Origin of the sequence: Micromonospora violae (genome assembly GCF_004217135.1) — a bacterium.
GTDB lineage: Bacteria > Actinomycetota > Actinomycetes > Mycobacteriales > Micromonosporaceae > Micromonospora > Micromonospora violae.
Genome location: NZ_SHKK01000001.1, coordinates 6,361,726 through 6,383,972, shown reverse-complemented (window position 1 = coordinate 6,383,972; position 22,247 = coordinate 6,361,726). Strand labels below are relative to the sequence as shown.

Below are 22,247 nucleotides of genomic sequence, written 5' to 3'. Positions count from 1 at the left end.
GCCGCGAGACTATCGGCCACGGCTCTGCCGCGGCGGGTGTGGCCCAGAAGACGCGCCGCCACCCGACCCGGGCCACGCCGCGTCCGGGCCGGCCCGCGCCGCACCTGGCGCGCCGTCCGGCGTGTCGTCGGCCGAATCCGGTCGGGCGTGCGCCGGGCCCGCCAGCGATGATTCCGGTACGCCCGCAGCCGGGTCGGACCGGGCGGGCCCGCCCGGCTCCCGGTTGCCCGGCACGGGCTGGCCGGCGCGCGGCAGCCCGTCGGGTGGGCTCACCGCACCCGCGAGCACCGGGATCTCCCGGGTCGGCAGATCCGCGCGCACCTCGGCGACCCGGTACGTGTCGCGACCGGCCGCCTTGGCCGCGTAGAGCGCGTCGTCGGCGGCCTCCAGCACCTCCGGCCCGGTGCTGCCGTTGTCGGGGAAGACGGCGATACCCACCGACACCGTCACCAGGACCGGCCCGGCGTACGCCTCGACGGCGATGGGCGTGTCACGTACCGCCGCGCCGAGCCGCTCGGCCACGATCGCCGCACCCCGCGCGTCGGTCTCCGGCAGCAGCAGCACGAACTCCTCACCGCCCTGGCGGAAGGCCAGGTCGACCTCACGGATCTCCCCGCGCACCCGCCGGGCGAACTCGGCCAGCACGGTGTCCCCGGCGGCGTGCCCGTAGGTGTCGTTGACGTCCTTGAACCGGTCGAGGTCCAACGCGAGGACGCTGAGCATCCGCCCGAAACGGCTGGCCCGTTCCACCTCCCGCCGGATCGACTCGCGCAGGTAGCGGTAGTTCCACAGCCCGGTGAGCGGGTCGGTGAGGGAGAGCCGCTGCGCCTCCTCGTGCACCCGGACGTTGTCCACCGCCACGGCCGCGTGGCCGGCGAAGGTGCGCAGGGTGGCCAGGTCGTCGTCGTCGAAGTCGTCGGCGCCTAGCCGGTCGTAGAGGGCCAGCACACCGAGCGCGACCGCCGCGCCAGCCTCGTCGGCCGACCCCGCGGGCCCGCCGGGGGTGGTGGGGGCGTTGCCGCCCGGGGCGGCGAACGGAACCGCGACGTAGGTGCGGCACCGTGGTTCACCCGTTGGGGCCTCGGTCGGCTCCGCCCTGCCCCGCTGCGCTTCCCCGGTGGCGGCGACCGCACCGACCACGCCGACGCCGACCGGCACCCGGAGCGTCGGCGACCCGTCCGCCTCCTCGTCCGGCCAACGCCCGTCCAACCCCTCGGTGCACTGCGCGACGAGCACCCCGCCGGTCTCCACCAGCAGGACCGCGCCGGCCCGAGCACCGGTGGCGCCGATGGCGCTGCGCAGGATCACCCGCAGGATGCGTTGCAGATCGTGCGTGCTGGCCAGGGTGTCCCCGAGCACCGCGAGGTGCCCCCGCAGCTGATCCCGGTTACTGGTCAGCGCGGCGACGTAGGCGCCGGTCTCGCGGGTCATCCGGTTGAACGCGGCGGCCAGCCGCCCCAACTCGTCGCGGCTGCGTACCGGCACCCGGGCGGTCAGGTCGCCCTGGGCCACCCGGTCGACCGCACCGGCCAACTCCGCCAGCGGTCGGGTGGTCACCCGGGCCAGCCGCCAGGCCGCCAGCACGGCGAGCAGTCCGGCCAGCACGACCACCCCGACCAGCGTGGCGGGCAGCCCGGGTGGCCGTTCACTGGGCACGGAGAGCACCAGGGGCAGCGGTTGCGCGTCGGAGGGCCCGAGCCGGCGCACGTACCGGCCCTCGTTCGTCTCGGCGACCTGTTCGCCCCGGACGGCGACAGCGGCGGCGAGCACCGCGTCGCGTACGTCACGGGACTCGGTCGTGTGGGTGGCTCGCGCGGCGCTCGCCCCACTGTCGAGCAGGGTGACCCCCACCCCGGTGACCGCCGCCAGCCGGGCCACGAAGGCCGGGTCGACCAGTTGCGCGGCGGTCACCGTACCCAGCCGGGCACCGCCGCGGTCGTGCAGGTCGACCTGGACCGCCAGCGCACGGACCGGGCTGGTCGAACCGTCGGTCGGGCCGTTGGTCTCCCCGTTGGTCGGTCCGTTGGTTTCCCCGTTGGTCTCGCCGGCGGCTTCCCGGCTGGTCGAACCGGCGCAGTCCTGCCACGGGGTCGACGGCGCGCCGGGCGAGACGTAGGTGACCTGGCCGGCCACGTCGGTGATCAGCACCGCGGCGGCCAGGCCCCGGCCGACCAGTTGCGCGGCGGCAACGGACGGGTCGGCGGTGAGCGCCACCGCGTCGGCCGTGGCACGGAGCTGCTGGCAGAGCGCGTCGACCGAGGTCCGCACGGTGGAGGCTGCCACCGCCAGGCGCTCGGTGGAGCGGCTGCGGTCGACCGCCGCGACGGTGGAGGCCACGAAGAGCGCGCCGAGCAGGACCGGCCCGAGCACCACCACGAGGAAGGCTGCTGTCAACCGCCCGCGTAGCGTCACTCGGTCCCCCCGGAAGTTCCGCCTCCGTTGCTTGCGATGCTGACACAGAGCAACCGTGGGAGAGGCGTTGCGTCAGGAGTGTTGCGTGCCGGAATTTTCTGATGAAGCGGAAGTGACCCGGATGGCGAAGCGGGACACCCGTGCCGAACTGCTCGCTCGCCGCCGGTCACTGCCCCCCGCGACGAGGGCGGCCGCCGCCGGGCGCGTGCAGGCCGAGCTGGTCACGCTGGTACGCCGGCTGCGCCCGCGCAGGATCACGGCGTACGTGCCGGTCGGCTCCGAACCGGGCGGCGCCGACCTGCCCGAGGTGCTGCGGGCAGCCCTGCCGGCGGACGCCGAGCTGCTGTTGCCGGTGCTCCTCGCCGACCTGGATCTGGACTGGGCGGCGTATACCGGGCCGGCTGCCTTGATCGCCGCGGGTCGGGGTATCCGGGAGCCGGTCGGCGCCCGTCTCGGAGTGGCCGCCGTGGCACACGCGGAGCTGGTGGTCGTACCGGCTCTCGCGGTCGATCACCACGGTCGGCGGCTCGGGCGCGGCGGCGGCTCGTACGACCGCGCACTCGCCCGGGTGCCCGAAGACGCCCTGACGGTGGTGCCCCTGCACGACGGTGAGCTGGTCGAGGTGCTGCCGGCGGAGCCACACGACCGCCGGGTGCGCGCGGTCGTCACTCCCGCCGACGGGGTGCGTACGCTTGACGCCGGCCCGGGTGCGGCGCGCGGTGTCGCGCCCCACACGTCCGCTGGACGAACCCGGGGCGAATGACGCACCATTGGCACTCGAATACGTCGAGTGCCAACTGGCTGAGCCCAGATCCGGAGGAGAACGTGCCCACGTACCAGTACGCCTGCACCACGTGCGGTCACCAGCTCGAGGCGGTGCAGTCCTTCTCTGACGAGCCGCTGACCGAGTGCCCGGCGTGTCAGGGGCGGCTGCGCAAGGTCTTCAACTCGGTCGGCATCGTCTTCAAGGGCTCGGGCTTCTACCGCACCGACTCCCGGGCGTCCGGCTCTGAGACGACGGCCGGCGGCACGACCAGCAAGCCGGCCAAGTCCGAGTCGTCCTCCAGTGACAGCTCGTCGTCCGCGTCGTCCTCGTCGGGGTCCTCGTCCTCGTCGGCGGCGTCCTCGGGCTCGTCGTCCTCCTCGGGGTCGTCTTCGGGTTCGTCCTCGGGTGGGTCGAGCGGCAAGGCGGCGGCGGCAAGCTCCGCGTCCTGATCGTCGAAGGCCCGAGTCGAAGGCCCGACCCGTCGGGTCGGGCCTTCCCTTGATCGACTCGGGTTTCCGGAAGTCGGCCCATCCCCGCCGCTTCGATAGCCCGATTCCGTGATCCCGAGTCGGTCACGTCGGACGCCATAGCAAATCGAACCGCAGGATGGGCGTTTTCCACAGGCCGGGCGGTTGTCCACAGGCGTCGCCAGTGGGCCGACCACGGCGGTGCGAAACTGCCTAGCCTGCCGTCCATGGGTGCCACCGCGGCGCTCAGGGGACGGGAGGCGGCACAGGCGATGGAAGACCCGAATTCCGCGCGGGCCCTGCGCCCGCTACGCCAGCTCACTCTGCCCGGCGGGCCTACCGTGCTCCGGGCCGGTCTGGTCGCCGCGCTGCTCGGCCTGGCCGCCGCTGTCCTGCAGACCCCGGCCGGATGCCCGCCGACCACGGTGCCCTCCGACGCGCCGTCGACGCCGACCAGCACAGCCCGGCAGGGTGCGGGCCGACCGGTCGACTCCGGCGCCGGCTTCCCGACGCCCCCAGGTCGGGCACCCACCCCGGACGGGTCGGCCGCCGACCCTGCCAGCGCCACCTCCAGCCCCGCCGGGTCAGGCACCGCCGACGCAGACTCCACCGCCGCGAACGGGCCCTGAACCCAATAGGGCTGGCCCACGCAGCGCCGGGTACAACCAGGGCGAGGCAGGCTCCGCCACGAAGAGCGTTCGGGTCACCGACCGACGTCCTCGGGATCTGGCCAAGCCGCCGGCGGTCAGTCCCAGTGCGGAGGGCGCTCAGCGAGCAGCCAGTCGTCATTGCCACCCGACCGCTCACCCCAACCACGGTCGGTGTCGTCAGAGGTCTGCTCGGGCAGCACCACGAAGTCGTCGCTCAGGTCGACGGCGCGGTCATCGTCGCCGCGTGCGCCGGGCGTGCCGGGGTCGTCGATGCTCACGAGCGGCAAGACTAGCGCAGTGCGACGGCAGCGGACCGGCCGCCGAACGCGGCACCCCGCCCAGAAGCGACCGGGCAGCCGGTGGCGTTGGTAGCGTCGGACGGCGTGACGACCCCCAGCGGCGGCAGCACCCCGGACGACTACTGGCGACGGCCCGACAGCGGCGACGACGCGGTGGCAGGCCAACCTCCCGCCGGGCCCGTGAGCGCTCCACCAGCCGGGCAGAGCGATCCAGCACCAGCCGGGCAGACCGGCCCAGCACCGGCCGGGAGTCCACCCAGCGGATACTCCGGCCCGCCGCAGACGGTGCCGCCGCCGGCGGGTTGGCGTCCACCCGTACATCTGCGGCCGGCGCCGCCGCGACAGCTGCCGCCGCAGGACATGGCCGACCTGGACGCGGCCGAGCAGCGCTCGCAGCGGGTTACCTACGGCTTCGGCGCGGCGGCCGGCGTGGTGTTGCTGGTTCTGTTCTGCCTGCTCTGCTCGCGAGTGATCTTCTGAGGCCCGCCTCGGCGCCGTAGGTCAGCAAGGGCGGCAGCTCAGCAAGGGCGGCAGTCAGAGGGTGGTACCCCAGACGGTCTCGGCGCCGGAGTGGCCGGTCAGGTAGACGTAGACCAGGGCGGCGATGGCGAGCGCCACGGCTGCTACCGCCAGCACGGGAGTGACCAGCGCGGGCAGCTGCGGCACCCGGGGATGCCCACTTGTCGCCACGAGCAGCAGGATGGCCACGATGCCGAGCGGCACCACGATGCGGAACAGGATGTCGCCGTAGCGGGAGTGATTGAAGATCTGATCGAGGATCGGCCCCTGGAAGCCCCTGGCTACCAGCGCATCGGTGAGCGCCTCACCTGACTTGACCGCGACGTAGGCGGTGACCGGCGCGGCCACGGCGAGGAGGCCCAGCGCCCAGTCCAGGCGGTGCCGCCAGCGCGGCAGCCCCACGTACGCGATGGCCAGCACCGCCAGCAGCGGCACGAACACGACGACCGCGTGGACCACCAGGACGTGTACCGGTAGACCCAGGATCTCCTCGAACATCGAACCCTCCAGGTGGATCATGGTCAGGGGTGGTCAGCCTATGGTCCGCCGATCGTCCCCAGGCTCTCGACCGGACACACGCGCGCCGCGTCGATCGGGTTCACCCGCCGGGCCGTACTCTCGATCTTGCCTGGTTGTGTCGGTCGCCACCCGGAGCGGGCGACGGTTGTCGATGCTGATCGGGCGTGCTGTCATTGGCGAATGTCCGGTGCTGAGGAGCTGCTGCGGTCCAGGGGCCTGCGTGTCACCCGGCCGCGCCTCGCGGTGCTCGACGTGTTGGCCGGCGGCGGCCACCTGGAGGTCGACGAGATCACCCGGCGGGTCCGCGAACGCCTCGACTCGGTCTCCACCCAGGCGGTCTACGACGTGCTGGGCGCGCTGTCCCGGGCCGGGCTGTCGCGTCGGATCGAGCCGGCGGGCAGTCCCGCGCGTTACGAGGCACGCGTGGGCGACAACCACCACCACGTGGTCTGCCGAAGCTGCGGGGAGATCGCCGACATCGACTGCGCGGTGGGCAGCGCCCCGTGCCTGGAGCCGAATGTCGCGCACGGGTTCGAGGTGGACGAGGCCGAAGTGACCTTCTGGGGTCTCTGCCCGGGTTGCCGGGCCCGCCGCTCCGCCGACGTCTGACCCGCCGTCCAGGCTCGCACCGGCGGTACGGGACCGGCGTTGCCGGCCGGGCCGTGGCACCCTTGGGCGGTGGACTCCGATGACCTCGGCCTGTTCGGTCCGGGTTCGGTCACGTGGAAGGTGCACGAGGAGCCGATCCTGATCGTCGCCGGCCTGCGTTCGCTCTACCTCCAGGCGTTGCACCCACGGGCCATGGCCGGGGTCGCGCAGAACAGCAACTACCGCACCGATGCCTGGGGCCGGCTGGTCCGCACCGCCACCTACGTGGCGACCACCGTCTACGGGACCACCGCCGAGGCGGAGGCCGCCGGGGCCCGGCTGCGCCGCCTGCACGGCCGGCTGCGGGCCACCGACACGCACACCGGTGAGGAGTTCCGGATCGACGAACCGGACCTGCTGCGCTGGGTGCACGTGACCGAGGTCGAGTCGTTCCTGAGCACGGCCCGGCGCGCCGGGCTGCCGCTGAGCGACGCCGAGGTGGACGGCTACTACACCGAGCAGCGCCGCGCCGCCGCCCTGGTCGGCCTGGACCCGGCCACCGTCCCGGGCACCGCCGCCGAGGTCGCCGAGTACTACGGGGCCGTACGGCCACAGCTGCGGATGACCCGGGAGGCCGCCGAGACGGCGGTGTTCCTGACCGCCCCGCCGCTGCCGTGGAAGCTCAGCCTGCCGGTCCGGTTGGGGCTCACCCTGGGCCCACCACGCTGGGCGTACCTGGGGATCGCCGGCACCGCGTTCGGGCTGCTGCCGCCGTGGGCGCACCGGATGTACGGCGGTCTGGGGTTACCGACCACCGCGCTGTCGGCGGACCTGAGCGTGCGCGCGCTGCGGCTCGCGTTCGCCGCCGTCCCCCGCCGATATCTGGAGGGGCCGTTGATGCAGGCGGCCAAGGAACGGGCCGCACGGCACGCCGCGCTGGCCGGCTGACCCGGCCCTCGTCACTGACGATCAGCCGTCGGCGGGCCGGTCCATGGCCGCCCACGGCTCCTTGCCGGGAACCTGCGCGCCCGCCGGGCAGTGCCGACGGAAGTCGCACCAGCCACAGCGCGGGCTGGGGGCCACCGGGAACGCCTCGTCGGCGTCGGCACCGTCGGCGACCGCCCGTTCGGCGGCCATGATGTCGCGGGCTGTCTCTTCCGCCCGGGTCAGTTGTCGGGCCAGCGACTCGACGGTGTGGTCGTGGCCGGCGACCGTGCCGGTCGGCAGGTGGTGCAGCTCCACCCGACGGCACGGCCGACGGAACACCCGTTCGGCGGCGTACGCGTAGAGCGCCAGCGCCTGCGACCCCCGGGCGTCGTCCGTGTCCAGGCCGGTGCGGCCGGTCTTGTAGTCGACGATGACCAGCTCCGGCCCGTCCGGGCCGGGCCGGGAGTCGATCCGGTCGGCGCGACCGTTGAACGCCAGCACCGCGGTCTTGACCGCCACCACCCGTTCCACGCCGAGCGGGTCGGCATCCGGCTCCAGCGTCTCGACGTACGCCTCCAGCCACCCCAACGCCCGCCGGTAGGCGGCCCGCTCCTGCTCGTCGTCGCGGTAGCCCTCGCGGACCCAGGTGCCCTTGAGCAGCGTGGCCAACGCCTCGGGTCGCCGCCGGTCGGCGGGGAGCGCATACCAGTTTTTCAGGGCGGTGTGCACGCTGGCGCCGAGCGAGTTGTGCGCCCACGGCGGGCCCTTGGATGGGACGGGCCGGTCGAGGTAGGAGTAGCGGTAGCGACGCGGACAGTCTGCGTACGCGCCGAGCTTGCTCGGGGTGCAGACGAACAGCCGCTCCGGCATGCCCTCGAAGCCGAGCTGCTCGGCGTCGCCGGCGCGCTGCCGGGGGGCCCGGCCGCCAGCGGCTGGCCGCCCCGCTGATGAGGATCGTCGCACGCCTGCGATCCTGCCATCCACCCCCGACATCGCACGCGTGCCGTCAGGTCATGTTCACGTAGTGGGTCACGAAGGCGGCCACGGCGTCGGCGATGAGCTGCACGGCGATCGCGGCCAGCAGCAGGCCGGCGATCCGGGTCAGCACCTCGATCCCGCCGGGCCGGAGGATCTTCACGATGCCGCCGGAGAATCGCAGGACGATCCAGACGGCGACCATCACGGCGAGGATCGCCACGGCGATGGCGCTGAACTCTCCCAGCCCGTCGGCCTGCTGGACGAAGAGCATGGTGGCCACGATGGCGCCCGGGCCGGCCAGCAGCGGCGTGCCCAGCGGCACCAGCGCGATGTTGGAGGTGACCTGCTGGCTCGGGTCGTCGGCCTTGCCGGTGAGCAGTTCCAGGGCGACGAGCACGAGCAGCAGACCACCGGCGGCCTGCAACGCCGGCAGGTCCACGTGCAGGTAGTCGAGCAGGGTCTGCCCCGCCACCGCGAAGACCACGATGACGCCGAGCGCCAGGGCGACAGCCTGCCAGGCCGCCCGGTTGCGGTCGCGCGCGGGCAGCGGGCCGGTCAACGCCAGGAAGATCGGCATCATGCCCGGCGGGTCGGTGATCACCAGCAGGGTCACGAAGACCTCGCCGAACAGCTTCAGATCCACGTGATCAACCTAGCCGCGTCGGGATGGGCGAAATACCCGGATCAACCCGAAGCGACCTCGGTCACCCCGTCGGCGACGATCCGCTCGTACGCCTCGACGCTGGTGCTGAACGCGCCGAGCTGAACCGTCTTGTGGGTGCCGTGAAAATCCGAGGAGCCGGTGACGAACAGACCCAGCTCGGCGGCGAGCGCCCGCACATGCTCCCGTTCGGCCGGGCTGTGGTCCTCGTGGTCGGCCTCCAGCCCGGCGAGCCCGGCGGCGGCCAGCTCGGCGATCAGCTCGTCGGGCACGACCCGGCCTCGTCGGGTGGCTCGCGGGTGGGCGAAGACCGGCACGCCTCCGGCCGCCCGGACCAGTCGGATGGCCCGGAACACGTCGATATCCTCCTTGGGCAGCCGGTACCGCTCGCCCAGCCAGTTCGGGCCGAACGCCTCCCGGACGCTGCCGACCAGGCCGACGCGGATGAGTGCCTGCGCGATGTGTGGGCGTCCCACGGTGCCGCCACCCGCGCCGGCCAGGATGTCCGGCCAGTTCACGTCGATGCCGTCGGCCCGGAGGAGGCTGACCATCCGTTCACCGCGTTCTTCCCGGGCGGCCCGGACCCGAGCCAGCTCGGCCACCAACTCCGGATGGTCCTGATCGAACAGGTACGCGAGCAGGTGCAGCGGCACCGCCGGCTGCGCGCCGGACCAGCGACACGACAGCTCCGCACCCCGGATCAGACGCAGACCGGTCGGCAGCGCGCGGACGGCCGGCGCCCAGCCGGCCGTGGTGTCGTGGTCGGTGATCGCCAGCACGTCCAGCCCGGCGTCGGAGGCCGCGCCGACCAGTTCGGCCGGAGTCAGCGTGCCGTCGCTGGCCGTCGAGTGGGCGTGCAGGTCGATCCGGGGGGCGGAGCCGGTACGCGAGGTCACCGCCCGACGCTACCCAGGAAACCGTGAGCCCGGCTCACCTGGGCCGCCCAGGTCACCCGTGGTCAGAGACCCTCCACCAGGATCGGCCGCACGCCGGCTGGCACGCCGGGCACCGCGGTGGCGCTGGCCGGCTCTCCCGCCCGCACCTGGTCGACGTCGACCCGGACCAGTTCGCCGCTGCTGTCGAGGTAGGAGGCGTCGGTCTCGCTGCTCCACACGATCGCGCCGGTCATCGCCGGCCCGGCCGCGACAGCGGTCGCGCCCGGCCCGAGCTGCTGCAGGTCGACCAGCAGGGACTTGTCGGTCTTGCCGACCCTCCCGTTCACCAGCAGCCACCGCCCGTCCGGCGAGACCCCGCCGACGCCGTCCTGGCTCAGGTCCGGGCCGCAGCCGGTGCGGACCGGGTCCAGGTGGTGTGTCGGGGCGAGCACCGCGAGGCAGGTCCGGTCCGCATCGGTTGTGGTGACCTGGCCGACGAGCCGCCCGTCGGGCAGCTGCCCGTAGACGTTGAGGCTCAACTTGTCGAGGGCCTTGGGCAACGGCCCCGCACCGGGCCGCCAGAGGGTGTGACCGGCACCGGCCGGGTCGAGTCGGACCAGGATGCTGTCGTCAACGAACCGGACCGGCTCCGCCTGCGCGGGCAAAGGGGTACGTGCCGCCCCGATGAGTTGGGTGCCGACCACGCCCGCCACCAACAGATCGCCCCGGTCGCGCCAGGCGACCTGAAGGCTGTCCGGGGCCAGAACGATCTCGCCCGCCCCGGCGAGCAGCACCTGCACCAGACCGTCGTCCCGCACCACCCACAGGGTGCGTCCGGCGACGCTCGGCGCACCGACCACCAGCCAACCGTCGCCGTTGGGCAACGGCTGGACGCGCTCGGCCGGCCCGACGTCGCGCAGCACCGTTCGCCGCCCGTCGACGCTGATCAGCGTCTCGCTGACGAGCGGAGCGGTCGACGTCTCGGGCGAGGGGACGGGGGCGGGGATGCTGGCCGTCGGGAACGGCCGGTTGGTCGGGTCGGGGTCGCCGACCACCACGATGGGTGACTGCTCCCGGCTGGTCGCGTCACCGAGCTGGACCATGCCGGCACTGAGCAGCACGGTGGTGACCGCCGCGAGGGCGAGGCCGGTTGCGGTGCGTCGACGCCGGACCCGGTTCGCCCGCCGGATGGCCTGACCGGCCGGATCGACGCTCAGCGGGGGGGCATCAGCGACCTGGCGCGAGAGTGTCTCCCGCACCGCACCTTCCAGTTCGTCAGGCCGCACCTGGTATGAACGCGGCGGGACGTCCGTCAGGTTGTCGTGCCTGCCTGGGAACTCGAACTCATTCACTGCTGCTCACCGGAGCCCGTGCCGACGGGCACGGCCGCCGGGGCAGTGGGCAGCACGACCTGCGGGGTGATCGAACGCGGCACGACGGGGCGCGGAGCCACCCGCCCTGGCCTCGGGGTGCCAGCGGCACCGCCCACCGGGACCCGTCCGGTCCGGGAACCCGAGCCTGTCGTCCGGCCGGCGGCACCGGTCGCGGCCCCGCCACCGGCGGCAGCCGCCGTCCGAGCGGAGGCGCCGGCTGCGGCGGCCGGTCGCCCGGCGACGCCGGCTGCGGCGGCGAGGTCCGGTGCGTCGGCGCCCAATCGCCGGCGCAGCGTGGCCAGCGCCCGCGACGTCTGGCTCTTCACCGTGCCGAGGGAAATGTCCAGCATCGCGGCGGTCTGCGCCTCCGACATGTCCTCGTAGTAGCGCAGCACCAGCACGGCCCGCTGCCGGTTGGGCAGCTCCCGGAGGTGCCGCCAGAGCAGGTCACGGTCAAGTTGCTGTTCGATCTCGTCGACACCGGCCCGCTCGGGCAGCACCTCGGTCGGGCGTTCGCCGTGCCAGCGCCGCCGCCACCAACTGGTCGACGTGTTGACCATCACACGCCGGGCGTACGGCTCGACAGCCTCAATCCCGCCGAGCCGCTTCCACGCGAGGTAGGTCTTGGTCAGCGCGGTCTGGAGCAGATCCTCGGCCGTGGCCCAGTCCCCGGTGAGCAGGTAAGCGGTGCGCAGGAGCGCGGCGGAGCGCGCCGCGACGAACTCGCGGAACTGCTCCTCCAACGAGTCCCTGCTCGCCACTGCCCACCTCCAGACCCCTGCTGTCATGGCAGAGTGCCACGTCAGGGGCCCTTTGGTCCATGACGAAAGGTGCGCAGATGCTCCGATGTTCGGTCAAAAAGCTTCACGCACCGTCATCGGCCTTGGCCTCGTCGGCCTCCTTGCCGAGCCGCGCCTCGACCGCCTGCGGCTCGTACATCTCTTCGACGACACGCAGGTAGAGCTCGTTCGGGTTGGGCAGGTTCTTGATCTCGCGGAGCGCCTGCTCCTGGCCGGCGGACTCCAGCACGAAGGTGCCGTAGTTGAGCGCTCGACCGGTCGGGGTCTGCTCGTACTTCATGTCGGTGACCCGGACCAGCGGCATCATCGCCACCTTGCGGGTGACGATGCCGTTGACCACCATGACCCGCTTGTTGGTCAGGATGAACCGGTCATACCACCAGTCGGCGACCTTCCACGCCACCCAGCCCATCACCGCGAACCAGAGCAGCACGGCGATGGTGGTCAGCGCCCCGACGTTCTGGCCGGCGAGGAAGCCGGAGAGGTAGCCGAGCACGAAGGTCGCCGCGATGCCGATCAACAGCGGGTTGGTGAGGTGGATCCAGTGCCGCTTCCACTCGCCCCGGTAGCGCTCGGTGGGGAAGAGGTAACGAGCCACCAACGAACTGGGTTCGTCTTCCAGGGGCAGCACCCGCCGAGGAGCCGCGCCGGTCGCGTCAGCCCGCAACCCGGCCAGCTCATCCTCGGAGATCTGCGGTGGCTGATAGCCGGCCTCCGGGTCACGGACCCATCCCCGACCGGAGCGGCCCTGACCGGCATAGCCGGGCCCGTCGCCGTAGCCGACGTCGTCCGAAAGGGACGGACCATCGGAGAGACCGGGGCCGGCCCCGTAGCCCGGGCCGTCATCAGGCCCGATCCGCGGGATCGGCTCGGTGTCACGCTCGCGGCGTTCCCGGTCGGGGTCGTCCGGGTCGAAGGGTGGACCGGAGGGGCTGCCCATCGGCGGCTAGGCGACGAGGCTGGTGAAGAAGTCGCCAAACCCCTGGGCGATATCCATGATCCCGCCGCCGAGCGACTTGAACACGTCCGCCGCAGAGTTTGGCCGGTAGGCGACGAAGAAGATCAAGAATGCGATTCCGGCCCAGGTGAGGACCTTCTTGACCATGGCGGGCCATCCTCTCGCGCGGCGCCGGGTCCCATTACCGCAGCGGCACCCAGAGTATCAGTGTGGTGTCGTACAGTGAATATCTGCGTCCGTTCTCCGTCAATCCGGAAGAGTTGTCAAGCTCTACCGGGTAGGTACGGGGACGGTGCGCCGTACACGAGCTCGGGCGGAGTCCACTCGGTCAGGTCGTGTAACACGACATCTTCCGCGAGCAGGTGACCCGCACTCGCCGGCCAGGCTATCGCATGGAGCCACATTCCCCGAGCCTCGCCTGCGTACGCGCTTCGATCTGTTGGCGAACTCACCAACCACAGTGGAGTGGGGTGCCCGCCGACCTTGATCTTTGCCTGTCCGACGTGGTCAGGGTGACCCGAGCCCGGGTCGGTCAGCGCGTCGACCAACTCCGGTCCGGGGTCCGGGCCGGCCAGCCCGGCGAGCCGGGTGCCCAGGCCCACTCCGGGTTCCTCGGCCACGAAGACCAGATCGGCCGGGCCACCGCCGAGTGGCGCCGGGCCCGCGCAGGCCACCGCGGTCGCCCGCACTCCCGTCCGGTCGTCCCCGGCGTACGCCACCCCGGTGAGTGTCCAACCGGGCGGCAGCGGCCACGGGCACCACAGCGGCGTCACCGGCGCATCGCTGGTCGCGGTGATCCGCTCCACCACGCTCGCCACAATCTCCGCTCCGATGTGCTCGGGCACGTGCAGCGGCGGCACCGGGCCGCACCGCAGACACCTTGAGTCGGCGTTCATCAGATCCGGCGCCCGTACCGGGCCCCCGCATCTCGGACAACTCACCGCGACACTCACATCCCCACCGTCTCTCCGGACCACCGGAACGTCAAGCCGGAACGTCCGATTCGGCACCGGACGGGGGTCAGTCCGGCGGCGCGCCGGCGTGCGCCCGGATCCAGGCGTGCATCGCGATTCCGCTGGCCACGCCCGCGTTGATCGACCTCGTCGAGCCGTACTGGGCGATGGAGTAGAGCTGGTCGCACGCGGCGCGGGCCGGCCCGGAGAGACCGGGCCCCTCCTGGCCGAACAGCAACACGCAGTCCCGCGGCAGGGTGCCGGTCTCCAACGGACGCGACCCGGGCAGGTTGTCGATGCCGAACACCGGCAGGCGCCGCTCGGCCGCCCACGCGACGAACTCCTCGATCGTCTCGTGGTGCCGTACGTGCTGGTACCGATCGGTCACCATCGCGCCACGCCGGTTCCACCGTCGCCGTCCGACGATGTGCACCTCGGCGGCGTTGAACGCGTTGGCGTTGCGCACCACAGTGCCGATGTTGAAGTCGTGCTGCCAGTTCTCGATCGCGACGTGGAAGCCGTGCCGGTGCCGGTCCAGGTCGGCGACGATCGCCTCGTGCCGCCAGTAGCGGTAGCGGTCGACGACGTTGCGCCGGTCCCCCTCCGCCAGCAACTGCGGGTCGTAACGGGGGTCGTCCGGTGGGTCCCCCGGCCAGGGGCCCACGCCCACCTCAAGCTGGTCGTCGGTCACGGTCATCAGAGGGTACGGACCGGGTCCGCGCCCGCTGCGACGACCTGCCGGTCAGCTCAGGTCCAAGGCGGCTCCGAGCCGGTCCAGGAAGCGTCGGTCCGCCGGGCTGGTCGGCGGTTCCACCCGGCGCGTGCCGGTGCCGGGCACCGCGCGACAGACCCGGGCCGCGACCGACTGCACCCACTGGCGGTACGCGGCCGAGTCGGCGGGGTCGGCCCGCCGCCGCAGCACCCGGCTCGCCGCCCGGCAGGCGGCCAGCAGGTCCACCAGGTCGGTGAGCCGCTCGGCGGGTTGCGGGGTGCCGTCGTGGCGGGCGTAGATCGTGGCGACCACCGCGCGGACCAGGTCGCTGTCGGAGGCACGGCCGGCCGCCACGGCATCCAGGCCGGCCAGGCCCGCCGTGACTCCCCGCTCCGTCCGGCCGGGACCGGGTGCCGCGACGGCCACCAGCACCCGAGCGGGCAGGCTGGTGAGCAGATCCCACTCGGCGGCGGAGTAGACAGCGGTGGTCAAGGGTGCGGCACGGCGGCCCGCAGAGGACGGCTCTCCCGCGACGGAGTGGCTCATCGGAACCTCCGGCGTCAGCATATGCCCCGAAACGGGAGCCAGGCCCCTTCCCCAGCAGACCCGCGGTGGGAAGGGAGCCCGGCGCGCGTCGACGGTCGAGCCGGCCGCGACGGTCAGCGTGGCGTGGGGAAGCTGGGCCGCTCGGGGTCCACTCCGTCGGGGGCCGCGGCGGCCGCGTACTCCTGCTTGGGCACCATCACCTTGCGCCGGAAGACGCAGACCATCGTGCCGTCCTGGTTGTAGCCGCGAGTCTCCACCGACACCACTCCCCGGTCGGGTTTCGAGCCGGACTCCCGCTTGTCCAGCACGGTGGTCTCGCCGTAGATGGTGTCGCCGTGGAAGGTCGGCGCGACGTGCCGCAGCGACTCGACCTCCAGGTTGGCGATCGCCTTTCCACTCACATCGGGCACCGACATGCCGAGCAGCAGCGAGTAGATGTAGTTGCCGACCACGACGTTGCGCTTGAACTGGCTGGCCGTCGCGGCGTAGTGCGCGTCCATGTGCAGCGGGTGGTGGTTCATGGTGAGCAGGCAGAAGAGGTGGTCGTCGTACTCGGTGACGGTCTTGCCCGGCCAGTGCCGGTAGACCGCGCCGACCTCGAACTCCTCGTAGTAGCGACCGAACTGCATGCTGGTCCCTTCGACGGGCGGCGATGGAGTTCGGCACAGCATGCCTTACCGGTGGTTAAGGCGACCGGTGGGGCGCGACGGCGGCGGAAATGTCACACCGGTCACTCGCACGGGGGGAGACGCAATGAGCGGCGGGGCCCTCCCCGGCACCCGCCGCCCACGCTCTGATGTGAGGAATTCTGCCCTACGCCTGCGTAGGTTCAATAGAGATCGAGGTCACATTTATCTTTTTGTGACATTACACTGCGTGACGAACAGGAGGTTGATCAGCGATCTCCGCAGGCCGGATACCTCCTTGTCACGGCCCAAGTTACCGATTCGTAGAGCTCAATCGGGTGGATCTCCCTGGAAACGCTCCCATTACCGCAGGTCACGCAAGTGCGTCGTGCACTTGCGATCCGCAGGTCGGTTGTGAACAGATGCCTGTCGATGACCCGCGAAGCCCAGCGGCAGCCCCGGCCACGTTTCGGGCCCCACCGCCCGGGAATTCGATACGGTCAGCCCTGGTTCTACGGGACGTAGGTAAACCGCGGTGATCGGAGAGTGCAATGGCAACCGTTGAGCTGACCTCGGCGAACTTCGACGAGGTGACCGGCAACGACGGCATCGTCCTGGTCGACTTCTGGGCCGACTGGTGTGGTCCGTGCAAGCGGTTCGCCCCGGTCTACGAGCGCTCCTCGGAGAAGCACCAGAACATCGTCTTCGGCAAGGTCGACACTGAGGCTCAGCAGGAGCTGGGCGCCAAGTTCGACATCCGCTCGATCCCGACGATCATGGCGATCCGTGACGGCGTCATCGTCTTCGCCCAGCCGGGCGCCCTTCCCGAGTCCGCGCTGGAGAACCTGATCGAGCAGGTCGAGGCGCTGGACATGGACGACGTCCGCAAGCAGTTGGCCGAGCACAACCACTGAGTCGTCCGCGACGACACAAGGCCGGGCCCGAATCGGGCCCGGCCTTCGTCGTACCTCCAGCGACCCTCGCATGATCACCTGCCCGGTCAGGCCGAACTGGCCGTCGGAGGGACCCGGAGCAGGCGGTACATCCCGTATCGTCACGACCCGATGGAGAACCTGACCACCCGCGGGCGCGTGACCCGGCTGGGCGCGACCGCACTCGGTCTCGTCCTGCTCGTCCTCGGCACCTTCTGGGGCAGCGACGACGACTTCCCGTTCGGCCCGTTCCGGATGTACTCCACCTCCAACCCGCCGAACGCGCCCGCACCCGACACCCGCGTCGAGGGGGTGAACAGCTCCGGGACGGTGATCGACCTCGACCAGAACGCGACCGGCATCCGCCGCGCCGAGATCGAGGGTCAGCAGGCCCGGTACGTCGCCGACCCGACGCTGCTCACCGAGGTCGCCGACGCGTACGCCGAACGTCACCCGGACGCCCCCGCGCTGGTCGAGGTCCGCATCATCATCCGCTGGCACGGCATCCACGCCGGCCGGCCGACCGGCGAACACACCGACGAGACCGTCGTCCGCTGGCAGGCCACCCGATGACCCGCTGGCTGACCGAGGCCGTCCCCCGGGGCCGGGTGGCCGCGTTCCGCACCCTGATCTACCTGTTCGTCGCCGCCGACCTGGTGATCTTCACCCCCTGGGTACGCACCCGGGTCAGCGTGCCCGGCGACCTCTACCAGCCACTCCTGATCGGCCGCCTACTCCCACTACCGACGCCAACCGAGACGCTGGTGACGGTGTTCTTCTGGGCGTTGCTGCTGCTCGCCCTCCTCGCCGCCACCGGACGGGCACCCCGGCTGCTCGGCTGGGCGGTGTGCGCGCTGTACCTGGAGTGGATGATCATCGCGATGAGCTACGGGAAGGTCGACCACGACCGGTTCGGCCTGCTCGTCGCACTCGCCGTACTGCCCACCGCCGGTCGCGCCCGACACGGCGACACCACCCGCACCGAGGCCGGCGGCTGGGCCCTCCGCGTCACCCAGATCGCGGTGATCTGCACGTACTTCCTGGCCGCGTTCGCCAAGCTGCGCTTCGGCGGCCTGGACTGGCTGACCGGCTCGGTGCTGGCCCGGGCGATCATCCGACGCGGCACCGACCTGGCGGACCTGATCGCCCAGGTGCCGTACCTGCTGATCGTCGCCCAGTTCGGCATCGTGGCGTTCGAACTGCTGAGCCCGGTGGTCTTTTTCCTGCCACCCCGCTGGCGACACGCCATGGTCGGCTTCTTCTACTCGTTCCACGCGGTCACCATCGCGACCATCACGATCTCGTTCGCGCCGCACCTGGCCGCGATGACCAGCTTCCTCCCGCTGGAGCGGGTGCGCCCGCTGGTCTGGGCCCGCCGGCTCGTCGGCCGCGGCACCCCCGCATCAGCGACGACGGCCGCCCCGGAACCGCGCCCGGCGGACGTCGAGACCGTGCCGGTCACGCCTGGCCAGGGCCCGGTGGCTGCTGGCGCGGAGCGGGCGCTCGACGATCAGGCGCCGGTGGTCGGGCGACCGGCCGGCCCGTAGAGCCGCTCCCGGGCCTCCTGCGGCAGTGAGCAGGCCGCCGTGCCGCCCGGCAGGCGGTGTCGGTTGCGTGCCACCCAGCGGTACAACGGCCAGGCCGCGACGCGCACCGGCGGGATCCGCAGGCCGGCACCGGCGACCCGCCACAGCGGACCACTCGCCGCGAGAAGCTTCGCGATGGCGTCCGGGCCCGCCGCACGAGAGCCGTCCGCGCCGACCCACTGCACGGCCTCCTCGCACTCGGCCACGGTGAGGCCGAGCGCGTCCAGGTCGGCGAACTGCCAGGGCACCACCCGCGCGGTGGTGGGGATGCGGCGCTCGATGAACTCCGCACAGCTCGTGCAGAACGCGCAGTCCCCGTCGTAGACGAAGGTCGACGTCTCCATGCTGTCCATCCTCCCCTCTCCGACCACCCGGACGCCCACCGGTGTACGGCGGGTCACTTGCGCTCACCTCGTACACGTGTTCGAATAGTGCCCATGCGCTGGGACAACCTCACCGCTCCCCCGGTCGAGGGAGACCCCGAGCGGGCAGCGCCAGCGACGCCACCCCTGCCGCTGGCGCTGCCCGGCGCCATCGCACGCACCTTCGACACCCCCGAGTTCGCCGGGATGACCTTCTACGAGGTGCAGGCCAAGTCCATCCTCAACCGGGTGCCCGGGCAGTCGCGCGTCCCGTTCGAGTGGACGATCAACCCGTACCGGGGTTGCTCTCATGCATGCCGCTACTGCTTCGCGAGAAATACTCACACTTATCTCGACCTCGACGCCGGTGCCGACTTCGACCGGAAGGTGATCGTCAAGGTCAACGCCGGTGAGCTGGTCCGACGAGAGCTGGCCGCGCCGAGATGGCGGGGCGCACACGTGGCGATGGGCACCAACGTCGACTGCTACCAGCGGGCCGAGGGCCGCTACCGGCTGATGCCGCAGATCATCGGCGCCCTGCGAGACTTCGCCAACCCGTTCTCGATCCTCACCAAGGGCACGCTGATCCTGCGCGACCTGCCCCTGCTGCGTCAGGCCGCCGAGGTGACAACCGTGGGCATCTCCTTCTCGGTCGGGTTCGTCGACGAGCGGCTCTGGCGGTCCGTCGAGCCGGGCACACCGCACCCGGGCCGCCGGCTGGACGCGGTGCGGGCACTCAGCGACGCCGGTTTCTCCGTCGGGGTGTTGATGGCCCCGATCCTGCCCGGCCTCAGCGACGACGACGCCTCGATCGACGCCACCGTGTCGGCGATCGCCGCAGCCGGTGCGACAAGCGTGACCGCGCTACCGCTGCACCTGCGTCCCGGGGCCCGGGAGTGGTACGCGCCCTGGCTCGCCCGGGAGCACCCGCACCTCGTGCCCCGCTACCGCGAGCTGTACCGGGCCGGCGCGTACGCCCCGCAGGCGTACCAGCGGGAGGTGACCGCACGGGTGCGGATCGCCGCCCGCCGGCACGGGATGCACCGCGGCGAGCGGGGCGACAACCGCAACCTCCCCGAGCCGCCACCACCATCGGCGGCCGAGCAGCTGACGCTGCTGTAGTCGGAGCTACAGTCGGCGGGTGCGTACCGCTCAGCAGATCCTCGCCGACTCCGCCGTGATCGCCGTCGTGGGTGCGTCCCGCGACCCGTTCAAGGCCGCGCACAGCGTGCCGTTGCAGATGCAGCGGCACGGCTGGCGCATCATCCCGGTCAACCCGACGGTCGACGAGTTGTTCGGCGAACGGGCCTACAAGACCCTCGCCGACATCCCGCACCCGGTCGACCTGGTGAACGTGTTCCGGCCGGCAGCCGACGCCGTGCAGGTGGTCCGGGACGCGGCGACGATTGGTGCCCCCGCGGCCTGGCTGCAGTTGGGCATCATCTCGGCCGAAGCACGGCGAATCGCCGAAGAGGCCGGCATGGACTACGTCGAAGACCGCTGCCTGGCCGTAGAACGCGCTGTCCACGCCCTAACCCGCCTCCCCTAATCAGCCATCGCGCGAGGGACGGCGTACGGCTGCGGCCCGCGGTGTGCCGGTCGCTGCGACCCCGCCCGGTGGCCGGCGGCAGGGACACGGCGGTGCCGGAGGACCGGCTGATCGCCGCGTCCGCACGCGCGGGCAAGCTCCGCAGAGAGCGTGATGCCGCTGGGACATATTGATGCCTCAGAGTCATCACGCTCTCGACCGACGGTGCGGACACGGCCGGCCGGACAACGAGCAACCGATCAGCAGGCGCGGGTCAGAGCTTGTAGTCCTTGAGGAGGCCTCGGCTGATGATTGTCTTCTGGATCTCGGAGGTGCCCTCACCGATGAGCAGGAACGGGGCCTCCCGCATCAGCCGCTCGATCTCGTACTCCTTGGAGTAGCCGTAGCCGCCGTGGATGCGGAACGCCTCCTGGACGACCTCGGCGCAGTACTCCGAGGCGAGCAGTTTGGCCATCCCGGCCTCGACGTCGTTGCGCTGGCCGGCGTCCTTGAGCCGGGCGGCGTTGACCATGAGGGCGTGCGCGGCCTCGATCTTCGTGCCCATCTCGGCGAGCTTGAAGGCGATCGCCTGGTGCCTGGCGAGGGGCTGGCCGAAGGTTTTGCGCTGCTGGGCGTAGCTCACCGCCAGCTCGAAGGCGCGGATGGAGATGCCGCAGGCGCGGGCGGCGACGTTGACCCGGCCCACCTCGATGCCGTCCATCATCTGGTAGAAGCCGCGGCCGACCTGGTCGGCGCCGCCGAGGATCGCGGAGTCGGGCACTGTCACGCCGTCGAGCACCATCTCGGTGGTCTCGACGCCCTTGTAACCCATCTTTTCGATCTTGCCGGGGATGGTGAGGCCGGGGGCGGTCTCGCCGAAGCCCGGCTCCTTCTCCAGCAAGAACGTGCTCATGTTGCCGTAGACGGAGTCCGCACCGGTGTCGGTCTTGACCAGGGTGGCCACCACCGAGGAGTACGCCCCGTTGGTGAGCCACATCTTCTGCCCGTTGAGCACGTAGTGGTCACCGTCGCGGACCGCCCGGGACTTGATGGCCGAAACGTCGGAGCCGGTCTCGGGCTCGGACATGGAGAACGCGCCGCGTATCTCGCCGGTGGCCATCTTCGGCAGTAGGCGGGCCTTCTGCTCGGCGGAGCCGTGCTGGGAGATCAGGTACGCCACGATGAAGTGGGTGTTGACGATGCCGGAGATCGACATCCAGCCTCGGGACAGTTGCTCGACCACCAGCGCGTAGGTGAGCAGTGATTCGCCGAGCCCGCCGTACTCCTCGTCGATGGTGAGGCCGAAGAGCCCCATCTCGCGCATGCCGTCGAGGATGTCGGTGGGGTACTCGTCGGCGTGCTCCAGCCGCTGAGCGTGCGGGATGATCTCCTTGTCGGCGAAGTCCCGAACGGTCTCCAGGATCGACTGTTGCACATCGGTCAGGCCGGGCGTCTGGGCGAGTCGGGCCATCTCAGCCTCCGGGGATCCGCGCACTACTCATGGGTAACTGAACGCTGGGTCAGTATCGGCCTCCCGGGTCACCGAGGCCAAGGTGACCAGTCCACACAACCGCTGTGAAAAGGTTCACCGCTACGGGTAGCGTCCGGCAAGAGGGACTTTTCCGGCACCGGCAGGAGGAGGACAGCTGTGAGCTACCCGCCGCCGTCGGGACCGCCCGCGGACGAGCAGCCGCCGTCACCCTACGAGCCACCGAAGGACCAGTCGCCGTACGCCCCACCGCCAGCCGGTCAGTCGCCGTACGCGCCACAGCCGGACCAGCCGGCGTACGAGCTGCCAGCGGAACGGTCACCGTACGGGCCACCGGCGGGCGAACCGTCGCCGTACGGGCACCAGGGGCCGCAGCAGTCGGCGCACTGGAGCCAACAGCCGCCGTACCCCCCACAGGGCCCCTACGGCCAGTACGGCCCACCGCCGTCCGGGCCGGGTCGGGGCACCAACGTGCTGGCGATCCTCTCGTTGGTGTTCGCCTTCGTGTTTCCGCCGGCCGGCGCCGTCCTCGGTCATCTGGCCAAGCGGCAGATCCGCACCAGCGGCGAGGAGGGCGACCAGCTCGCGACGTGGGGACTGATCCTGGGGTACGTCTTCACCGGGCTCACCGTGCTGGCCTGCTGCGGCTGGCTGGCGCTGGTGGCCTTCAGCAACACCGGCGACAGCAGTGGCTACTGACCGACCCGACGGCGCGCGGCGC

28 protein-coding genes and 1 pseudogene are annotated in these 22,247 nt (G+C 71.7%); 12 read left to right on the top strand and 17 right to left on the bottom strand.

Annotated features, from left to right (window positions below; translation table 11 throughout):
- Positions 1-9 precede the first annotated feature (9 nt).
- Positions 10-2,412 carry a GGDEF domain-containing protein gene (locus EV382_RS34035; RefSeq protein ID WP_208758510.1) on the bottom strand — a complete coding sequence of 801 codons (2,403 nt, stop codon included), beginning with the start codon at positions 2,410-2,412 and terminating at the stop codon, positions 10-12.
- 85 nt (positions 2,413-2,497) lie between these two features.
- Here EV382_RS34035 and EV382_RS28925 point away from each other — a divergent pair, with 85 nt between their 5' ends.
- Together EV382_RS28925 and EV382_RS33665 are read left to right on the top strand one after the other, a co-directional pair.
- Entirely contained in the window at positions 2,498-3,175 is a 678-nt protein-coding gene (locus EV382_RS28925) for a 5-formyltetrahydrofolate cyclo-ligase (RefSeq protein WP_130407043.1), read from the top strand.
- Positions 3,172-3,378, top strand: a pseudogene (locus EV382_RS33665) (FmdB family zinc ribbon protein); the annotation flags it as partial. The gene EV382_RS28925 and the pseudogene EV382_RS33665, both read left to right, overlap by 4 nt.
- Before the next feature lie 14 nt (positions 3,379-3,392).
- Here EV382_RS33665 and EV382_RS33660 read toward each other — a convergent pair.
- A complete protein-coding gene (locus EV382_RS33660) occupies positions 3,393-3,599 on the bottom strand; it encodes a hypothetical protein (RefSeq protein WP_244237024.1) in 207 nt (68 codons plus the stop codon).
- A 273-nt stretch (positions 3,600-3,872) separates the two neighbouring features.
- On the opposite strand from EV382_RS33660, the gene EV382_RS33175 reads away from it, so the two are divergent.
- On the top strand, positions 3,873-4,274 hold the full coding sequence (locus EV382_RS33175; protein ID WP_208758509.1) for a hypothetical protein: 402 nt from the start codon (positions 3,873-3,875) through the stop codon (positions 4,272-4,274).
- A gap of 116 nt (positions 4,275-4,390) precedes the next feature.
- On the opposite strand, the gene EV382_RS28910 is transcribed toward EV382_RS33175, so the two are convergent.
- A complete protein-coding gene (locus tag EV382_RS28910) occupies positions 4,391-4,573 on the bottom strand; it encodes a hypothetical protein (protein ID WP_130407039.1) in 183 nt (60 codons plus the stop codon).
- A gap of 105 nt (positions 4,574-4,678) precedes the next feature.
- Between EV382_RS28910 and EV382_RS28905 the strand changes: the two genes are divergently transcribed.
- Positions 4,679-5,074 carry a hypothetical protein gene (locus tag EV382_RS28905; RefSeq protein ID WP_130407037.1) on the top strand — a complete coding sequence of 132 codons (396 nt, stop codon included), beginning with the start codon at positions 4,679-4,681 and terminating at the stop codon, positions 5,072-5,074.
- Between the two features lie 54 nt (positions 5,075-5,128).
- Here EV382_RS28905 and EV382_RS28900 read toward each other — a convergent pair whose 3' ends face one another.
- On the bottom strand, positions 5,129-5,611 hold the full coding sequence (locus tag EV382_RS28900; RefSeq protein WP_130409288.1) for a DUF2231 domain-containing protein: 483 nt from the start codon (positions 5,609-5,611) through the stop codon (positions 5,129-5,131).
- Between the two features lie 201 nt (positions 5,612-5,812).
- Between EV382_RS28900 and EV382_RS28895 the strand changes: the two genes are divergently transcribed.
- On the top strand, positions 5,813-6,241 hold the full coding sequence (locus tag EV382_RS28895) for a Fur family transcriptional regulator (protein ID WP_130407035.1): 429 nt from the start codon (positions 5,813-5,815) through the stop codon (positions 6,239-6,241).
- 69 nt (positions 6,242-6,310) lie between these two features.
- Entirely contained in the window at positions 6,311-7,168 is an 858-nt protein-coding gene (locus EV382_RS28890; protein ID WP_130407033.1) for an oxygenase MpaB family protein, read from the top strand.
- Positions 7,169-7,189: 21 nt separating this feature from the next.
- On the opposite strand, the gene EV382_RS28885 is transcribed toward EV382_RS28890, so the two are convergent.
- From EV382_RS28885 to EV382_RS28840, 11 genes are all read right to left on the bottom strand, one after another.
- Positions 7,190-8,140 (bottom strand): RecB family exonuclease, encoded by a 951-nt coding sequence (locus EV382_RS28885; RefSeq protein ID WP_425271949.1) that lies wholly within the window; start codon positions 8,138-8,140, stop codon positions 7,190-7,192.
- A 13-nt stretch (positions 8,141-8,153) separates the two neighbouring features.
- Positions 8,154-8,768 (bottom strand): MarC family protein, encoded by a 615-nt coding sequence (locus tag EV382_RS28880; protein WP_130407029.1) that lies wholly within the window; start codon positions 8,766-8,768, stop codon positions 8,154-8,156.
- A 41-nt stretch (positions 8,769-8,809) separates the two neighbouring features.
- Positions 8,810-9,682: a PHP domain-containing protein gene (locus tag EV382_RS28875; protein WP_130407027.1), complete on the bottom strand. Its 873-nt coding sequence runs from the start codon at positions 9,680-9,682 to the stop codon at positions 8,810-8,812.
- A 62-nt stretch (positions 9,683-9,744) separates the two neighbouring features.
- The gene (locus EV382_RS28870; protein ID WP_130407025.1) at positions 9,745-10,920 is read right to left on the bottom strand and encodes a hypothetical protein; all 1,176 of its coding nucleotides are present in this window, start codon (positions 10,918-10,920) and stop codon (positions 9,745-9,747) included.
- Between the two features lie 89 nt (positions 10,921-11,009).
- Positions 11,010-11,795 (bottom strand): SigE family RNA polymerase sigma factor, encoded by a 786-nt coding sequence (locus EV382_RS28865; RefSeq protein ID WP_244236845.1) that lies wholly within the window; start codon positions 11,793-11,795, stop codon positions 11,010-11,012.
- Between the two features lie 103 nt (positions 11,796-11,898).
- The gene (locus EV382_RS28860) at positions 11,899-12,774 is read right to left on the bottom strand and encodes a PH domain-containing protein (protein WP_130407021.1); all 876 of its coding nucleotides are present in this window, start codon (positions 12,772-12,774) and stop codon (positions 11,899-11,901) included.
- A gap of 6 nt (positions 12,775-12,780) precedes the next feature.
- Positions 12,781-12,939 (bottom strand): hypothetical protein, encoded by a 159-nt coding sequence (locus EV382_RS32965; protein WP_007455302.1) that lies wholly within the window; start codon positions 12,937-12,939, stop codon positions 12,781-12,783.
- Positions 12,940-13,055: 116 nt separating this feature from the next.
- On the bottom strand, positions 13,056-13,733 hold the full coding sequence (locus EV382_RS28855; protein ID WP_341870178.1) for a DUF6758 family protein: 678 nt from the start codon (positions 13,731-13,733) through the stop codon (positions 13,056-13,058).
- Between the two features lie 79 nt (positions 13,734-13,812).
- Positions 13,813-14,436, bottom strand: a complete 624-nt coding sequence (locus EV382_RS28850) for a TrmH family RNA methyltransferase (protein ID WP_130407017.1) — start codon at positions 14,434-14,436, stop codon at positions 13,813-13,815.
- Between the two features lie 51 nt (positions 14,437-14,487).
- Positions 14,488-15,024 (bottom strand): hypothetical protein, encoded by a 537-nt coding sequence (locus tag EV382_RS28845; protein ID WP_208758508.1) that lies wholly within the window; start codon positions 15,022-15,024, stop codon positions 14,488-14,490.
- Between the two features lie 92 nt (positions 15,025-15,116).
- Positions 15,117-15,632, bottom strand: coding sequence for a MaoC family dehydratase (locus tag EV382_RS28840; protein ID WP_130407013.1), 516 nt, complete (start codon positions 15,630-15,632; stop codon positions 15,117-15,119).
- 548 nt (positions 15,633-16,180) lie between these two features.
- Between EV382_RS28840 and trxA the strand changes: the two genes are divergently transcribed.
- From trxA to EV382_RS28825, 3 genes are all read left to right on the top strand, one after another.
- Positions 16,181-16,543, top strand: coding sequence for a thioredoxin (trxA, locus tag EV382_RS28835; protein WP_030329190.1), 363 nt, complete (start codon positions 16,181-16,183; stop codon positions 16,541-16,543).
- A gap of 150 nt (positions 16,544-16,693) precedes the next feature.
- Positions 16,694-17,134: a hypothetical protein gene (locus EV382_RS28830; RefSeq protein ID WP_130407011.1), complete on the top strand. Its 441-nt coding sequence runs from the start codon at positions 16,694-16,696 to the stop codon at positions 17,132-17,134.
- Positions 17,131-18,108 carry an HTTM domain-containing protein gene (locus tag EV382_RS28825; protein WP_130407009.1) on the top strand — a complete coding sequence of 326 codons (978 nt, stop codon included), beginning with the start codon at positions 17,131-17,133 and terminating at the stop codon, positions 18,106-18,108. The genes EV382_RS28830 and EV382_RS28825 overlap by 4 nt, the downstream gene beginning before the upstream one ends.
- Here the strand turns inward: EV382_RS28825 and EV382_RS28820 are convergent.
- Positions 18,072-18,491: a thiol-disulfide oxidoreductase DCC family protein gene (locus EV382_RS28820; RefSeq protein WP_130409286.1), complete on the bottom strand. Its 420-nt coding sequence runs from the start codon at positions 18,489-18,491 to the stop codon at positions 18,072-18,074. The genes EV382_RS28825 and EV382_RS28820 overlap by 37 nt on opposite strands.
- Before the next feature lie 93 nt (positions 18,492-18,584).
- Here EV382_RS28820 and EV382_RS28815 point away from each other — a divergent pair, with 93 nt between their 5' ends.
- Complete coding sequence (locus EV382_RS28815) at positions 18,585-19,631, top strand: Rv2578c family radical SAM protein (RefSeq protein ID WP_130407007.1); 1,047 nt, start codon at positions 18,585-18,587, stop codon at positions 19,629-19,631.
- A gap of 19 nt (positions 19,632-19,650) precedes the next feature.
- The gene (locus EV382_RS28810) at positions 19,651-20,058 is read left to right on the top strand and encodes a CoA-binding protein (protein ID WP_130407005.1); all 408 of its coding nucleotides are present in this window, start codon (positions 19,651-19,653) and stop codon (positions 20,056-20,058) included.
- A 253-nt stretch (positions 20,059-20,311) separates the two neighbouring features.
- On the opposite strand, the gene EV382_RS28805 is transcribed toward EV382_RS28810, so the two are convergent.
- Positions 20,312-21,508, bottom strand: a complete 1,197-nt coding sequence (locus EV382_RS28805; protein ID WP_130409284.1) for an acyl-CoA dehydrogenase family protein — start codon at positions 21,506-21,508, stop codon at positions 20,312-20,314.
- Positions 21,509-21,685: 177 nt separating this feature from the next.
- On the opposite strand from EV382_RS28805, the gene EV382_RS28800 reads away from it, so the two are divergent.
- Positions 21,686-22,225 (top strand): DUF4190 domain-containing protein, encoded by a 540-nt coding sequence (locus EV382_RS28800; RefSeq protein ID WP_130407003.1) that lies wholly within the window; start codon positions 21,686-21,688, stop codon positions 22,223-22,225.
- The last annotated feature ends 22 nt before the right edge of the window (positions 22,226-22,247 follow it).